Below are 16,649 nucleotides of genomic sequence, written 5' to 3'. Positions count from 1 at the left end.
AACCAATGGCAGATATAATTGCGCTTGCAAACCAAAAGGGCGGCGTTGGTAAAACGACCACGGGCGTTAACCTCGGCGCTGGCTTAGCCAACCTTGGCAACCGGGTCCTGATCATCGATATCGATGCCCAGGGGAATGCCACCAGTGGGGTGGGGATCGCGAAATCCTCAATCAACAAGGATATCTATGACGTTTTGGTCAATGAAGAACCGCTTCAAGACGTTATTTTACACACGACCCACAAGGATCTGGACATCGCACCGGCAACGATTCAGCTTTCTGGGGCCGAGATCGAACTGACCTCCCAAATTGCCCGGGAGACCCGGTTATTAGACGCTGTGAAAACGATCGGCGACGACTACGATTTCATTTTGATCGACTGCCCGCCATCGCTTGGGCTGTTGACCATCAACGCCTTTACGGCCAGCAACTCAATTCTGATTCCTGTTCAAAGTGAATACTATGCTTTGGAAGGACTCAGCCAACTGTTGAATACGATTCAACTGGTTAGAAAGCACTTTAACCCCGATTTGAAGATCGAGGGTGTTTTGTTGACCATGTACGATGCCCGGACTAAACTGGGGCACCAGGTCAACGACGAAGTGAAGAAGTACTTTAAGGACAAGGTGTACAAGACCATTATTCCACGTAACGTGCGGCTCTCAGAAGCCCCAAGTCACGGGGTGCCAATTATGGACTACGACGCAAAATCAACCGGTGCAATCGTTTATACCGAACTCGCAAAGGAAGTGGCAGCTGCTCATGGCAAACAAAAATAACAAAGGGTTAGGTCGCGGTATCGAAGCGTTGTTTGCGGACAACAGTGTTGACCCTGAAGCAGAAACTGTTGTGGATATTAAGCTGGACCAGATTCGGCCCAACCCATACCAACCACGACAAAAGTTTGATACAGCGGCACTGAAAGACCTGGCACGCTCCATTGAAAAGTCTGGTGTTTTCCAGCCGATCATCGTGCGACAACCAGACCCTGAGGTGACCCGCTATGAGATCCTCGCGGGCGAACGTCGTTTTCGGGCTTCTAAAATGGTTAAAAATGACACGATTCCAGCCATTGTGCGGGAAGTCAGCAAATCGCAAATGATGGAGATCGCTGTCTTGGAAAACCTGCAGCGGGAAGATCTAACGCCGCTTGAAGAGGCCGAAGCGTACGAAATGCTGATGACCAATCTCAAGCTAACCCAAAACGAAGTGTCCAAACGATTGGGTAAGAGTCGGCCGTACATTGCCAACTATCTGCGGTTACTGGGCCTGCCAAAACAGGTCAAAGAACTGCTGCAAAAGAAGCGGTTGTCCATGGGGCAGGCGCGGACGTTGCTGTCATTGAAGGACCGCAGCCACATGGTCAGTCTGGCGAACCGCGCCGCTGACGGGAAAATGACCGTCCGGACGCTGGAGAGTATCGTTGACAAGATGAACGGCCAGGTTGCGGAAAAGCCAAAGAAGCATACCAAGCAGAAGTCACCGTACCTGCGCGCTGGCGAGAATGCCATGCAGGAGAAGTTCGGTACCCAGGTCTCCATCAGTGAAAGCAAAGAAGGCCAGGGCCGCATCGAGATCGAGTACCTGTCAGATGACGATTTGAACCGGATCTTAGATATTTTAGATGTGCATTTAGATTAATAAAGAAGGGTGATTACATGTACGATTTTGGCGATATTGTCGAAATGAAAAAGCCGCATCCCTGTGGTGTCAACCGCTGGCAGATCATTCGGATGGGTGCGGATATTAAGATCAAGTGTACCGGCTGCGGCCACATTGTGATGCTGACCCGCCGCGAGTTTGAAAAGAAGCTCAAAAAAGTTCTGGAGAAAGCCGACCAGGACGCAAAATAGTAGTTTAAAAATTTATAAGGAAGCGTGAATTTATACTATGTCATTAACTGCAGGAATTGTCGGTCTGCCAAACGTCGGTAAGTCAACCCTATTTAACGCGATCACGAACGCCGGCGCCGAAATGGCCAACTACCCATTTGCCACTATCGACCCTAACGTCGGAATGGTCGAAGTGCCGGATAACCGTTTGGACCGGATCCAGGAATTGATTCCAGCCAAGAAAGTTGTCCCAACCACCTTCGAATTTACCGACATTGCCGGGATCGTTAAGGGTGCCAGCAAGGGTGAAGGTCTTGGGAACAAGTTCTTGGAAAACATTCGCCAAGTCGACGCCATCGTGCACGTTGTGCGGGCATTTGACGACGACAACATTACCCACGTCGCTGGCAAGATCGACCCAATCGACGATATCGAGACCATTAATTTGGAACTGGGTCTGGCTGACTTGGACGCCGTTGACAAGCGCTTGGCTAAGGTGCAACGTGCTGCCAAGGGGAACGACAAGGAAGCGAAAGCCGAATTGGCCGTCTTAGAAAAGATCAAGCCAGTTTTGGAAGCCGGTAAGGGCGTTCGCTCAATCGATTTTGACGAGGACGAACAACCCATCGTGAAGGGCTTATTCTTGCTGACCAGCAAGCCGGTCCTGTACGTAGCTAACATTGCGGAAGACGACATGGCAGATCCAGAAGGCTCGAAGTACTTCAAGCTGATCCAAGATTACGCTGCCAAGGAAGGCGCTGAGGCCATCGGCGTTGCTGCCGAAGCCGAAGAAGAAATTGCGGAACTGGATGCTGACGAAAAGAAGGACTTCTTGGAAGCAGAAGGGGTTGAAGAACCTGGCTTAAACCGTCTGATTCGTGCTTCTTATCACCTCTTAGGCCTGCAAACGTTCTTTACCGCTGGTGGTAAGGAAACTCGTGCTTGGACCTTTAAAGAGGGCACCAAGGCCCCACAGGCAGCCGGCATTATCCATTCAGATTTCGAACGCGGCTTTATCCGAGCAGAAGTCATGGCCTTTGATGCGTTGGATGAGTTAGAATCCGAAGCAAAGGTGAAGGAAGCTGGGAAGCTGCGGGTTGAAGGTAAGGATTATGTGATGCAGGATGGGGATATTGTGGAGTTTAGGTTTAATGTGTAGAGTGTGGAGCAAGGCGGTTAAGGGGCAGAATGTAACGGACTCTGTCAGAAAATCCCGTTTCTGGATTTTTTGACAGAGTCCGTTACATGGCAGCCCCTTGCCTTGCGGAACACGTTTCGGCTGTGTGGACGAGAAAGCCTTTCAGCAGAAATGCCTGGTTTTGGCATGTGTGCCAGAGTTAGCTTATGCAGTAGCCCTCAGCCTTGCGAACACGTTTCGGCTATGTGGGCGAGAACGTGCTCTACTGAGATATAACACTAAACAATACCCAGTCTAAAGACCCGTTTAACATTAACCATTTATTCAACTGTGCCGAAACGTGCTCCGGAAAGCAGGGGGCTCCTGCAGAAGCAGCTTCGACTTCAAAATCCAAGACCGGGATTTTAAAGTCAAAGCTACTTCTGCTCCGCCCCCGAACGCTTTCCTCCGCACTCTGGCCAAGGAGGAAACCAACTTGAGTGAAAACGAACCACGCAACGCAGGCGCTCAGCAGCGTAATCGAAATGCTGACGTCCATCAAGACCGCAACTCTGCTGCTAAAAGCGAGCGGGCCGTCTTTGATAACATCGGTTTGACTAAGCGTAACGCCGATTACATGTACCGGTTTAACCAAGCTTTGCAGGAACAACCAAAATTGTCTGTTGATAAGAAGTCAGAAATCGTCAATCAGATGGTCGCTGATCTTCAAGAAGGGCAAAGAACGGGGAAGACTGCCAAAAATCTTTTCGGTGGTGACGTTCACGCCCGCGTAAAGGAAATCGTTGAGGGGCCAAAACGTGATGCCAGCGCCCCAGATCCATACTGGCCAAGTGCGCTTTACAACGGACTGTGGTTCTTTACCATTTTCAGTTTGATGTTCGGAATCCTCTACATCGTTTCGCCATCAGCACAGAAAAATGGGTCGCCAGTCGGGATTACGTCAATTATCCTGTCAGGGGTCATCGCTGGGCTAGCATTGCCAGCTATTCCACGGATGTTTGATTCAAAACGCAAGCACTCACTGAACCTCTGGATCCGGATCCTGTTAGCAATCCTCTTTGTGGTTGCATGGCTGGTGCTGTTCTACGGCATGGCCTACTTGCCAGGCTTCTTGAACCCAGTAATGACACCATGGGCACAGTTAGTATTAGGTGTGCTGACAGGTGTCGGCGCCTGGTTCGTCAAGCAGCACTATGACCTGCGACAAGGGTTCTTTTCTGGGAATACGCAGAGGAGAAGGTAGAGTGTGGCAGAGTGTGGAAGCAGGCGTTTAGAGGGCGGAGCCTAAGCCAACTCTGGCAGAAATGCCTGAACTTGGCATTTTTGTCAGAGTTGGCTTAGGCAGGAGCCCTCTGCCTGCTGGAACACGTTTCGGCTATATGGGCGAGAAGGTATCACCAAAGTGTCCTCACATAGCTCACATTCACCATCAAAACAAATCAATAATGCAAAGCAAAAAAAGCACGCCATCATCCCAAAATGATAGCGTGCTTTTTTTGCTATTCAATATCATAAGTCAACAATAATGATACCGCTTACCATAAAATTTCGAACGATTATCATTCTCCCAAACCGATTGTTCTCAATCCTCCAAAATAAAATCATTTTCCAATGCATAAGCGGGAAGCAAGGGCTAAATCACGAATTTAAAATAACAGTTTGATGAGAACCGTTGCATTTTCTGAAAACGCCTGTTATATTAAATGGCAACACAAAAAAATATCATAAGGGAGCGTTTATTTCAATGACTACTAATTGGGATACAAAGTTTGCAAAAGAAGGAATTACATTTGATGATGTTTTACTGATACCAGCGGAAAGTCATGTGTTGCCAAACGATGTCGATTTACGGATCCAATTAGCCGATAATTTGAAGTTAAACGTACCATTTCTCAGTGCCAGCATGGACACTGTGACTGAATCAAAAATGGCCATTGCCATGGCAAACAACGGTGGTTTAGGGGTCGTTCATAAGAACATGAGCAAGGAAGCCCAAGCTGCTGAAGTTGCTAAGGTCAAGGCCGTTACAAAGGATGCCGAAGCCCACCCAATTGCCGCTGTTGATGCAAATAACCACTTGTTGGTTGCAGCTGCTGTTGGTGTTACTTCTGACACCTTTGAACGTGCTGAGGGTCTGTTGGATGCTGGTGCTGATGCCATCATCATCGATACTGCCCATGGTCATTCAGCTGGCGTGTTACGCAAAGTTGCTGAAATTCGTAAGACCTTCCCTGAAGCTACTTTGATTGCTGGGAACGTTGCTACGGGCGATGGCACTCGTGCCTTGTTTGATGCCGGCGTTGACGTTGTTAAAGTTGGTATCGGTCCTGGTTCAATTTGTACCACTCGGGTCGTTGCCGGTGTTGGCGTCGCTCAACTGACTGCCATTTACGACGCCGCAACTGCTGCTCAAGAATACAACAAGCCAATCATTGCTGATGGCGGGATCAAGTACTCTGGTGATATCGTCAAGGCGTTAGCAGCCGGCGGGAACGCAGTAATGCTCGGTTCAATGCTTTCAGGAACTGACGAAGCACCTGGTGAAGTCTTTGAAGACAACGGCCAAAAGTTTAAGTCATATCGTGGTATGGGTTCAGTTGCCGCCATGGAACATGGTTCAGCTGACCGATACTTCCAAGGCGGCGTAAACGAAGCCAACAAGTTGGTACCAGAAGGTATCGAAGCACGAGTAGAATACAAGGGTTCCGTTGATGACATCATCTTCCAAATGATTGGTGGCTTACGTTCAGGCATGGGTTACACCGGTGCCGCAACCGTTGCTTCACTAATCAAGAAGGCCCAATTCGTCCGGATCTCAAACGCTGGGTTAATTGAATCACATCCTCATGATGTGCAGTTGACGAAGGCGGCACCTAACTACAAGTAGTAGAGTGTGGAAGCAGGCGTTTAGAGGGCGGAGCATAAGCTAAGTCTGGCAGAAATGCCTGAACTTGGCATTTGTGTCAGAGTTGGCTTATGCAGTAGCCCTCTGCCTGCTGGAACACGTTTCCGCTATGAGGCCAAGAAAGCTTCCAGAAAAAAATCAAAAAATCAAACATAAAAAAGAGAGTCAGAAAACCACACCGTTTTCTGACTCTCTTTTACTTTGAGAATGCAATTCATTAACGCAAGTTTGTGAACACATAGTTCGGTGTGCAATTCAGTGGGTGAGACTGTTAGTTACCCGTGGTCTTGATACCAAGTGATTGGGCTTCACTGGTAACGAAATCACGAATTGTCCGCGGCTTTTGGTCACCGAGGAGCCAGTGATAAACGTTGGCGTTTCCTGACCAACCCCAGTCGGTGTAAGTCTTACGCATGGCAACAAAGGCCGCCTTTGCGAAGCTGTCACCGCCTTCAAAGTAGGAAGGCCAGTAGTCCCTTAAATGATCGGCATCAACAAAGACTGGCTTGATATCAGTCCCCATGACGTCGTTCATGATGTCACAGATCTCATTTGGCGTCTTAATCTCGTCACTTAAGACGTAGATGGCGTGTTTGTGGGAGTCTTCCTTGAGTACCTTAATAATGACGTCAGCTTCATCGAGTGCGTTAAGATACGAAACAGGCATATCCAAAGGCCGGGAATCAGATTTCCGGTAGGCGCGACATTTTAATAACAATCTTCGAATAAATGGATTAAAATAGAACATAACAAATTGTATCGAATTTTAGGTAACTTAAAGGTTGGTAGTCCAGACTATCGTAAGGGATTGCTGGTGCAGTTGAGATTGTGTGCAACCACAGTTGACCAATGCAGTGATATGGGCTGAGTTAGCGATAAGGTTTTTCTATGACAGTCGCCATTTGGTTGTGGTTATTTTCGTTGCAGGGCTTAAAATGCATGGCGGATCAAACCAAGACTCTTAAGATTAGGTTAACCAACTTACGCTCTTCATAAGTTCCACAATAAATTGCTGAATGATTATTCGACTTTTGTTAATATAGACATAAGCGATCGTGTTTTGTGCATTTATGATGTCACGATGCTTTCCCGGTAGTAATCGATCCAATTCTATGAATAAGGGAGTATTAAATTAATTATGAAAATTTTAGTTGTTGATGACGATAAAGAAATCGCGCAATTATTAGAGATTTACATTAAAAACGAAGGCTACGAACCAGTAACGGCCTACAATGGGAAGGAAGCTTTGACAAAGCTACATACCACACCGGACATTGGGCTGATGATTCTTGATATCATGATGCCTGAAATGAATGGGATCGAAGTCATCAAAGAAGTCCGGAAAGATTCAGAACTCCCAATTTTGATCTTGTCTGCCAAGACGGATGACATGGATAAGATTCAGGGCTTGATCAGTGGTGGGGACGATTACGTCACGAAACCATTCAACCCGCTGGAAGTCATGGCCCGCGTTAAGTCGCTGTTGCGGCGGTCACAGGACCACGTCACTGAAAGTCAGCCGGACGTCCTCGACATTGGGTCGTTGACCATTAACAAGGATTCACACGAAGTCAAAACGATTGCCGGGAGTCCCATTAATTTGACGGCCTTGGAATTCGGCATTCTGTACCTGTTAGCAAGTCATCCGAACCGGGTCTTTTCTGCTGATGAAATTTTTGAGCGCGTTTGGCGACAGGAATCAATCGTTTCGGCCAAAACGGTCATGGTGCACGTGTCTCATTTAAGGGATAAAATTGAAGACGCAACTGGCGGCGAAAAAGTGATTCAAACCGTTTGGGGTGTCGGTTACAAGATTGAAACCCACTAGCACAACTGATGGGTGGTTAAAGTCAGTTTCCAGGCGCTGTTTGGGAACTGATTTTAGTATCATCAGCCGGATGGTAGGGAAAATAATCAGGTTGGAGGATAGCCGTGAAACTCACCACACGAGAAAAAAGTGCCCTCATCATGGAGGCGTTTGTGACCATTGTCATACTACTGTTAGTGAACCTATCAGTAATCGTGATTCTAAATGATATGATTCAAACGAACCCAGGATTGCAGGACGGGATATTTATCATTAAACGGTCCATGGTCATCGGCCCGTACCACTATCAGCTGTGGAGCTGGGAGAATATTTTTATTGGCCTGATGATTGCGGCGGATGCCGGTGTCGTTTATTGGCGGCTGTTGCGCCGGTACCATCAGATGCAGCTGCGGCACATCATTGATGAACTGCACTACATTGCTAATGGCCACTTTGACCACCGAATCCCGTTCACGTTGAAGGGCGATACGCAACGCGTGGTGACGTCAGTGAATGCGTTGGTTGATTCCGTGATTTCGTCAATGGAAGATGAACGCCGAATCGAAAAATCAAAGGATGAACTGATCACAAATGTCAGCCATGACCTGCGAACGCCGTTAACGTCAATTATCGGCTATCTGGGCTTGATTGAGGATCATCAGTACCACTCAGAGGATGATATTCTCAAATACACGCACACGGCGTTTAACAAGGCCAAGCAAATGAAGTCCTTGGTGGAAGATCTCTTTGAGTACATCAAGATGCGCCAAACCGATACGCCGATGAACATCTCTAAGATCGACATCAATCAGATGCTGGAACAACTGGCTGCTAGTTTTGAGCTTGAAGCGGAAGATAAGGGGATCAAGATTGCCATCGATGCAGATGACAAACCGTTACAGATCGAAGCGGATGCCGAAAAACTTGGTCGGGTGTTCAATAATTTGATTACAAACGCGTTGAAGTACGGTGACGGCGGCCACAATATCATTTTGCGGTCTAAGCCGGTCAGTGAGCGGGAAATTCAGGTGAGCGTCGAAAACGACGGTTCACAGATTCCGGAAGCGTCACTGAAACAGGTGTTTGAACGGTTTTATCGGGTTGAAGGATCACGTTCCAAAGCTACGGGGGGAACGGGTTTAGGCTTAGCCATTGCCCAGAGTATTGTGGATCGGCACGGCGGGTACATTTACGTCACGTCCGATCCCAAAATGACGCGGTTTATCATCCACTTGCCGGTTAAAAACGGGGAGCGAATCGAACGCGTCCAACCAACAACAACACCGGAGGAAAATCTTGAAGAATAAAGAAATTCAAATGAGAACCATCGCACAGATGGGTCTTATTTTAAGTGTTATAGCACTGTTTATGGCGTTTTATACGAGTGGCGTTACTGCGCAAGCCTCGTCGGTTTCATCCGCGTCGTCCACTTTGAATTTGAACGTGAAGTCAGCGATTGCCATTGACGCTAACACAGGTCAGGTTTTATATGACAAAAACGACAAAAAGGCGTTGCCGATTGCTTCTATGACGAAACTATTAGCCATCTACATTGTGTTGCAAGAAGTGCATGATGGTAAATTATCTTGGAATCAGAAAGTGCATGTCAATCAGGCGACCGCAAAACTGAGTAAGAATACGGAATTGACTAACGTGCCGTTGACGACCAGCGAAACCTACACCGTTAAGGAACTCTACCAGGCATCGCTGATCTATTCGGCTAACGCAGCGGTCGTTGCATTAGGTAATGAGATCTCAGGCAGCCCGCATGTGTTCATGACGAAGATGCGGCAAACGGCTAAGAAGCTTGGACTCAATTCAGCCAAGCTGATCACGGCCTCTGGTATTACCAATGGTCAAGCTGGCTCAATGGGCTATTCATCACTGCCGAAAAAGGATGAAAACACGATGTCAGCAAGTGATGTCGCTAAGTTAGCCCAGGATCTGTTGAAGACTTATCCAGAAATCTTAAAAACAACCTCAACTTCAACGCTGACCTTTGATAAGGGTGGCGCTAGTGAGACGAAAATGACCAGTTGGGATCTCATGCTCAAAGGGTTATCGCAGTATTCGGCTAACTTACCAGTTGACGGGTTAAAGACGGGCTCATCAACTGCTGCCGGCGCCAACTTTGTTGGGACGGTCAAGAAGAATGGCCACCGGATCATTACGGTGGTCATGCACGCGGCTTACAAGTCCAGCACCGATCCGTCACGTTTCGTCCAAACTAAAAAATTGATGAACTGGGTCTACGCTACTTATAAACCAGTGACTTTAAAGAAGGGTGCGCAGTTTGCCCAGAGTGACACAGTCAGCGTACCTTATGGCAAACAAAAAACAACCACGGTTGCAGTTGGTAAGAACACGACTGTTTGGCTGGCTCAGAATCAGAGTACGGCGCGGCTGAAGGGCAAGGCCCATTTGAAGGCTTCAGTTACTGAGAAGAAGGGGTTAAAGGCGCCGTTAGCAGCTGGTACTCAAGTCGGAACACTGAATTTGAAAACTGATGGGCAATCTTTCAGTTTCTTAAATGGCGGTGACACATTAAATGTGCCGATTCAGATCAATCATAGCCTAAAACGTGCTAATTGGTTCGTTCGGACTTGGCGAGATATTGCTGGTATTTTTTAAAATTTAGTAGCTGAATAAATAGTTATATGAACAAAAACGGGTGCCTTTATTGCATCGTTCGTAAACTGAATGGCCAATTTAAAATTACCTATGAGACACAACTAAATTCTAATGTTTTCCTTGTGAATCCAACGTAGGAAAACATAATGAAACATGGTAAAATAATCTTGCATTGTGTGATTATGGTGTATATTTTGTTTGATTTTGGTAAAAGCACTCATGCGGTCACTGTTGATCGGCGTGAGTCTAAAACATTTCAGTTGTGTCGAACGCTTTGTGATGGAGGCATTCTTTTTGACTAAACAATTGCCAAACCCAAACGAGCCCAGGTGGCGGATGACGTTACGGACGTCCATGCCATTGAACTTAAGCTATATCCCGATTGGCTTGGCTTGTGGTGTGCTGTTGCACGCCGCTGGTTTTAACACGTTATTGACGGGGCTTGTTTCAATTATGGTTTTTTCCGGCGGTGCTCAATTTATGATCGCGTCAATGTTAACGATCAACGCGCCGTTACTTTCAATTGTCTTAATGCTGTTCTTCTTGGAACTGCGTTATGCGTTACTTGGATCCAGTTTATCCCGGTATCTAAAGGGGCAGTCGGAACGATTCCTGCTGGTCTTTGCGGTATCGTTGAACGATGAAAATTACGCGGTCAACTACTTAAAGTTTGCTACGGACGAGAAGTGGACGCCGCAAGATGCCTTACAGGTTGAACACTACTCACTGTTATTTTGGACGGTCAGCAACCTCATCGGCAGCCTGATTGGGAGTGCTTTGAAAATTAATCTCAACGTGGTTCAATTCGCGTTGACGGCACTGTTCATTTACATGGTTGTGATGCAGATCAAGGAACGCCTCACCATTATCGTGGCCATTTTGGCCGGTATCTTGGCCGTGGTCTTCCTAACGTTGACTAAGAGCACTATTGGCTTGGTCATCTCAACGTTGCTGACGTCCTTCATCGGCTTCTTGTTCGAACATTATCTGGTAGAGAAACATCCGAAGAGTCATTTGCTGTACAAATTGCGGCATCATGAGGATACTGCCGACGAGGATGAGGACGAAGATTCCGTTGAAGAATCGGGTCAGAATAGCTAGGCGAGGTAAACGGAATGAATTCTGTGAATACGTGGAATACCACACAACATTTTTGGCTGATTATTTTGGGGTTCTTTGTGGCCTTTGCGCCACGTTATCTGCCAATTAAGATCTTTACCAAACGAAAAATTCCCGAGTGGTTCAACGAATGGATGCGGTTCGTACCCGTTTCGTTGTTTACGGCGCTGGTCGTAAAGGATATTTTTATTTCCAGTTCCTACCACTTTGAAGTGATGCCGCACATTGCTGACATCATTGCGGGATTACTCGTTTTAGTCATTGCGTACGTGACACGCTCCATGGCAATTTCCGTAGTTGCTGGGTTGATCAGCGTGTTCCTGCTATCAATGATCATTTGATGCACAAAAACTTAATAGATGAGTCTAACTTGAAGCGTTGACCGGTTTGGTCAGGGCTTTTTATTTTGCTGCAAAGACTGCTCTTGGCTGACAGGCCTTACTGTAATTTCCAGTATAGGGTGTCAGTGTAACGACTTGATGGTGGTTATGAAAAGATTGTGTAAATGTTGTGTATCGTTTATGTTAAGACCGATGGATGCTGGAACCGTTATGACGCGTTAACCCTTGTTGTATTCGGCATTGTGGGCTGACACATGTGTCGCAAAAATGAGTTTGGACTAGGCAAGAATTGGCTTTTTTTACTGCACGCAAACTGATCAATGTATGTTAGATTATAGGTATCAAGTTGATGGGTTAGTGCTAATTGGAAAATTTGAATGACTTAAATTGCGTTAGTGTGTTGCTTCGTTCTGCCATTCGGCCTTGCAAGTTGAGGTGAAATCGCGCCAGAGCACACAATGCCGAGCAGTTTCACTACGCTACGATACCAGCAATCGTCATCATAGATGGTCAACCACATATAACTGGTGTTATAAAACCTGGTAATCAATTGTTAGCAGTGGTAACTAGCACATTGTGAGAAGTGTCGCTGTTAATAGTCTTACCAGCAGTCGAGGGCGGATTCTCCGCAAACTTGGTTTAATGCTATTTCGATGCTTAACTAGTGGTAACAAGTAAGCTCTACGTAAGTGGAATGCAGCAATTCGGCAGGTTGTCGTGGTGTCGACATCAGTTAGCGACCGTACTTGGGTCGGTTACTGATGTGCGAGTCGACTGAGATCCACTCGAGAGCTGCGCAGCAGAAATCGAGTTAGCTCAGTCGCGAGCCACTACGACAGCCTGCCGAATTGCGGAATGCAACGGACTATCCACCCAGGATGATGCTAAGACTCATATAACACTGTGTTAGCTAGAAATTTTGGGTTAATCTGACACTGACTAAGTAGCAGTCTGTTACTTGCAATAAAGCGAGATGGAATCGGGTTGAGATCATGTTTTGACAGTGTTTCCATCACTTGACGGGCTGTGTGATGCGCATACCAGATCGCGGTCGGTCACTGATAAAAGTTCCCGAAAATTTACTCGGAACGGCTGTCATGCATTGTCATCATGGTATAATAAGTTTAAATTGTTTGGATCAGATGTGGAGGGAATTTCTTGAAAAAGTGGGTATGGGCTGTTGCAACAGCCATTATAATTATCATTGCTGGTGGCTTGGCGTACACCAGTCACCACAACGTGCAAACACAGTATAATAACGCTATGAATAGTGGTAAATTATCAGTTCAGGATAAGAGTTACTCGGCGGCTGAAACGGCCTTTCAGACGGCGTTGCGTCACAAGGACAGCGACAAGGTTGCGCAGACCTATCTGTCGCAAACACAAAACTACGTTGCCGGGAATGCTGCCTTGAATGATGGCAACTTTTCAACAGCTAAGAAGGCCTTTACGAAGGTTAAAAATGCGAAGAATGGTTACGACGTGTTAACCAAGCGGGCTAAAACGTCCTTGAAACGGGTCAAACCAATTCAGTTTCGTTCAGAAATGTTCACTCAAATCTACGGCCAAGCCGTTACCCAGTATCAAGCACAGTCTTACACCGAGTCTAACGCGACGTTGGACCGTATCTTGACCGATAAGGATGCTAAGCAGACATACTATCAGGATACGTATAACAAGGCGGTTGCACTGCGGTCTTCCAATAATAAAGCAATTAAAAACGGCGGTGACGGCACACCAGCTTCCGATTCTAGTGCTGTGGCCACAACCGATAGCGACAGTTCATCCGCAACAGCCACGACTGGCAGTACCTCAGCATCTTCCAGCAGCGTTGCTGGGCTAACGAAGGCTGAAAGCAAAGCTGCCAAGAATTATAAAGGGACCAACGAGTACACGGTCAAAAAATCGCAGACTGAGATCAACGGCAAAACGATTACTAACGCCCAAATTGCTGCTGCACGTAAGACGCTTAAGAGTGCCGGTGTTGAAGCAGGGAGCTTTTCGGATCAAGATATCCGGACAGGCTTGATTGCGGCTAACAAGGCAGGTATCTCATACAAGGCTTACGTTAACAAGACTTATAAATAACGCACCAAGTTTGGTGTAATAAACGCGAAAGTAGTTTCTGTGGGCACCGTCTAGTTGCCCGCGGAAACTGCTTTTAAATACCCTGAAATTTAAATGAGACTGAAGTTGAGGTGACCTGAGTGGGAATTTATCATCGATTTGTTGAAAATGTAACACTGCGTCGCTGGACCGTGCTGGGGTTCATCATCCTGATTCTCTGGCTGGTTCGGTCGCAAATGAGCAAGATCCTGTTAACCTTTATCTTTACGTTTTTAGTCCTGCGCTTGATTCACTTTGTCCAACGACACGTGCGGATCCCATCGCGGCTCATTGTGATCACCGTGTATGTGCTGATCATTCTCGGGATGTACTTTGCCATCACGATCTATTTGCCAAAGGTCGCCACACAGGTCGTTGTGACGGTGCAGTCGATTTACAAATTCTATCAAAGTGCTTCCAGTGACACGAATGCGCAGATGCGCTGGGTGGCCGACTGGGTCGGCAAATCGAACATTATGCCGCAGGTAAAGGGTGGCATTAAGCTCATCATGGACTACCTGACAAGTATTGGCTCGTTTGGCCTGACGTTTGTGTTGTCACTGATCCTAAGCTTTTTTTTCACCATTGAGGAAAAGCCGATGCGGTCGTTTTCTAAACTATTTTTAGATAGTGACTACGGCTGGTTCTTCCAAGATGTGTACTATTTTGCCCACAAGTTTTCAGATACCTTTGGCGTCGTCATCGAAGCCCAGTTCGTGATTGCTATCGTCAACACAGCAGTTACAACCATTGGTCTAGCGTTTCTGCAAATGCCGCAACTGCTGGTACTGGCCATCATGATCTTCATCCTGAGTCTGGTGCCCGTCGCTGGGGTGATTATTTCCGCTATTCCGCTGTCTCTGATCGGGTATTCCGTTGGCGGGGTTCGAACGGTGGTCTATATCGTCATTCTGCTCGTTATCGTGCATACGCTGGAAGCGTACGTGTTGAATCCCAAACTCATGTCCAGCAAAACGGAATTGCCGATCTTTTACACGTTCGTTGTGTTACTGGCCGGTGAAGCGCTTTGGGGCACCTGGGGGCTGATCGTCGGTGTGCCGATGTTTACGTTCTTCCTGGATATTCTGGGTGTGAAACGTGCGCACGGCCTGCACGTGCCGCCAGCTCAGCTGCAGCAATTAACCGAGCAGCAACTTAAGAAACTAAAGAACCGCGACTGGCGGCGTAACAAGACGGACCATTCAGGTGATGAAAAATGACGTTTAAGAATCTCATGACAGGCAATCCATCATATGTGTCGCGGTATCAGGACGCACCAAACGACCAACGCCAACGGGCCGACCATTTGTGCTGGCAACTGAACCAAATGGACCCAAGTGTGGGTGAGGCACGTCAGAAAATTTTGATGCAACTCTTTGAGACTACCGAAAATTTACCGATCGTAGCTGCTAACTTTCACTGTGACTACGGGTTTAACGTTCACTTTAAGGGCATGACCCTGCTAAACAGCAACGTCACGATTCTTGATTCCTCACCAGTGACGATTGGTTCTAATGCGTTTATTGCGCCCGGCGTTGTGATCGCCTGCTCTGGGCACGCGATACTGCCTGAACAACGGGCGGCTGGCATTGGTACTAGTGCGCCGATCACACTCGGTGATAACGTCTGGATCGGCGCCAATAGTGTGGTGACTGCTGGTGTCACGATCGGCACTGGCAGTATCATTGGGGCTGGCAGCGTGGTCACCCACGATATTCCCGCTGGGGTCATTGCGGTGGGGAGTCCCGCCAAACCAGTTCGGGAAATTAACGAAGCGGACCGCGTTGAACTGACGCCGTTTTAGTCGCCAAGACCAGCCCACATCGTTTTAAAAATTCACATGTTTTAATTTTCGGTAAATTGGAACCTACCAGAATCACAATTGGTCCCGTTTTTATTTGTGAAACCCGTTTTACCTGCTGTAATTCATTCTATTTTGGTGTAAAATAGCAAAGTAATTAAAAGAAGAAAGAGGTTATTGACTAATGGCAAAATTAGTACTGATCCGTCACGGACAAAGTGAATGGAACTTATCTAACCAATTTACTGGTTGGGTCGACGTTGATCTTAGTGACGAAGGTGTTAAGCAAGCAATCAATGCTGGTAAGCTCATCAAGGAAGCCGGCATCGAATTTGACCAGGCCTACACATCTGTTTTGACCCGTGCCATCAAGACGTTGCACTACGCTTTGGAATACTCAGACCAACTCTGGATTCCAGAAACCAAGACTTGGCGTTTGAACGAACGTCACTACGGCGCATTGCAAGGCCAAAACAAGGCTGAAGCCGCAGAGAAGTTCGGTGACGAACAAGTTCACATCTGGCGTCGTTCATACGATGTCCTTCCACCACTGTTGAGCGCCGACGACGAAGGTTCAGCTGCTAACGACCGTCGTTACGCTAACTTGGACCCACACATCGTTCCTGGTGGTGAAAACTTGAAGGTTACCCTCGAACGGGTGATGCCTTTCTGGGAAGATGAAATCGCCCCAAAGCTGCTTGATGACAAGAACGTCATCATCGCAGCCCATGGTAACTCATTACGTGCCCTCAGCAAGTACATCGAAGGGATCAGCGATGACGATATCATCAACCTCGAAATGAAGACTGGCCAACCAGTTGTTTATGATTTCGATGCAAAATTAAACGTTACTAACAAGACTAAGTTAGGCGACTAATCCAATTTCCGCCAACTTAGGAAGTCGGTCTGTAAGGGCCGACTTTTTATTGTGTCAAGAACCGTTACAAACGGACAGCGGTGCACCATACT

General features: G+C 47.2%; 16 protein-coding genes. 15 read left to right on the top strand and 1 reads right to left on the bottom strand.

Annotation, left to right across the window (positions count from 1 at the left end; translation table 11 throughout):
- The first annotated feature begins 5 nt into the window (after positions 1-5).
- The 6 genes from AYR61_RS01620 (at position 6) to guaB (ending at position 5,857) form a co-directional block, all read left to right on the top strand.
- Positions 6-779: a ParA family protein gene (locus AYR61_RS01620; protein ID WP_065901260.1), complete on the top strand. Its 774-nt coding sequence runs from the start codon at positions 6-8 to the stop codon at positions 777-779.
- A complete protein-coding gene (locus tag AYR61_RS01615) occupies positions 763-1,641 on the top strand; it encodes a ParB/RepB/Spo0J family partition protein (protein ID WP_065901258.1) in 879 nt (292 codons plus the stop codon). The genes AYR61_RS01620 and AYR61_RS01615 overlap by 17 nt, the downstream gene beginning before the upstream one ends.
- Positions 1,642-1,658: 17 nt before the next feature.
- Positions 1,659-1,853, top strand: a complete 195-nt coding sequence (locus AYR61_RS01610; protein ID WP_054709008.1) for a DUF951 domain-containing protein — start codon at positions 1,659-1,661, stop codon at positions 1,851-1,853.
- A 37-nt stretch (positions 1,854-1,890) separates the two neighbouring features.
- Positions 1,891-2,991, top strand: coding sequence for a redox-regulated ATPase YchF (ychF, locus tag AYR61_RS01605; protein ID WP_065901255.1), 1,101 nt, complete (start codon positions 1,891-1,893; stop codon positions 2,989-2,991).
- Between the two features lie 454 nt (positions 2,992-3,445).
- Positions 3,446-4,213, top strand: a complete 768-nt coding sequence (locus tag AYR61_RS01600; RefSeq protein WP_065901252.1) for a DUF1129 family protein — start codon at positions 3,446-3,448, stop codon at positions 4,211-4,213.
- 501 nt (positions 4,214-4,714) lie between these two features.
- A complete protein-coding gene (gene guaB, locus AYR61_RS01595) occupies positions 4,715-5,857 on the top strand; it encodes an IMP dehydrogenase (protein ID WP_065901249.1) in 1,143 nt (380 codons plus the stop codon).
- A 289-nt stretch (positions 5,858-6,146) separates the two neighbouring features.
- Here the strand turns inward: guaB and AYR61_RS01590 are convergent, their stop codons facing one another.
- On the bottom strand, positions 6,147-6,542 hold the full coding sequence (locus AYR61_RS01590; RefSeq protein ID WP_054708989.1) for a Rossmann-fold NAD(P)-binding domain-containing protein: 396 nt from the start codon (positions 6,540-6,542) through the stop codon (positions 6,147-6,149).
- Between the two features lie 471 nt (positions 6,543-7,013).
- On the opposite strand from AYR61_RS01590, the gene AYR61_RS01585 reads away from it, so the two are divergent.
- The 9 genes from AYR61_RS01585 (at position 7,014) to AYR61_RS01545 (ending at position 16,557) form a co-directional block, all read left to right on the top strand.
- A complete protein-coding gene (locus AYR61_RS01585) occupies positions 7,014-7,703 on the top strand; it encodes a response regulator transcription factor (RefSeq protein ID WP_054708986.1) in 690 nt (229 codons plus the stop codon).
- 104 nt (positions 7,704-7,807) lie between these two features.
- On the top strand, positions 7,808-8,989 hold the full coding sequence (locus tag AYR61_RS01580; RefSeq protein WP_065901246.1) for a sensor histidine kinase: 1,182 nt from the start codon (positions 7,808-7,810) through the stop codon (positions 8,987-8,989).
- A complete protein-coding gene (locus AYR61_RS01575) occupies positions 8,979-10,313 on the top strand; it encodes a D-alanyl-D-alanine carboxypeptidase family protein (protein ID WP_225356500.1) in 1,335 nt (444 codons plus the stop codon). The genes AYR61_RS01580 and AYR61_RS01575 overlap by 11 nt, the downstream gene beginning before the upstream one ends.
- Positions 10,314-10,592: 279 nt before the next feature.
- A complete protein-coding gene (locus AYR61_RS01570) occupies positions 10,593-11,414 on the top strand; it encodes an AzlC family ABC transporter permease (protein ID WP_065903700.1) in 822 nt (273 codons plus the stop codon).
- Between the two features lie 14 nt (positions 11,415-11,428).
- Positions 11,429-11,773 (top strand): AzlD domain-containing protein, encoded by a 345-nt coding sequence (locus AYR61_RS01565; protein WP_054708977.1) that lies wholly within the window; start codon positions 11,429-11,431, stop codon positions 11,771-11,773.
- A gap of 1,158 nt (positions 11,774-12,931) precedes the next feature.
- Complete coding sequence (locus AYR61_RS01560; protein ID WP_065901244.1) at positions 12,932-13,861, top strand: hypothetical protein; 930 nt, start codon at positions 12,932-12,934, stop codon at positions 13,859-13,861.
- Between the two features lie 119 nt (positions 13,862-13,980).
- Entirely contained in the window at positions 13,981-15,099 is a 1,119-nt protein-coding gene (locus AYR61_RS01555; RefSeq protein WP_065901238.1) for an AI-2E family transporter, read from the top strand.
- A complete protein-coding gene (locus AYR61_RS01550; protein WP_054708968.1) occupies positions 15,096-15,683 on the top strand; it encodes a sugar O-acetyltransferase in 588 nt (195 codons plus the stop codon). Before AYR61_RS01555 ends, AYR61_RS01550 begins: the two co-directional genes overlap by 4 nt.
- A gap of 181 nt (positions 15,684-15,864) precedes the next feature.
- On the top strand, positions 15,865-16,557 hold the full coding sequence (locus AYR61_RS01545; RefSeq protein ID WP_065901235.1) for a 2,3-diphosphoglycerate-dependent phosphoglycerate mutase: 693 nt from the start codon (positions 15,865-15,867) through the stop codon (positions 16,555-16,557).
- Positions 16,558-16,649: the final 92 nt, after the last annotated feature.

It is taken from the genome of Secundilactobacillus paracollinoides (assembly GCF_001702155.1).
Taxonomy (GTDB): domain Bacteria; phylum Bacillota; class Bacilli; order Lactobacillales; family Lactobacillaceae; genus Secundilactobacillus; species Secundilactobacillus paracollinoides.
The sequence above is the reverse complement of the archived record's forward strand: the minus strand, read 5'-3'. Positions and strand labels throughout refer to the sequence as shown.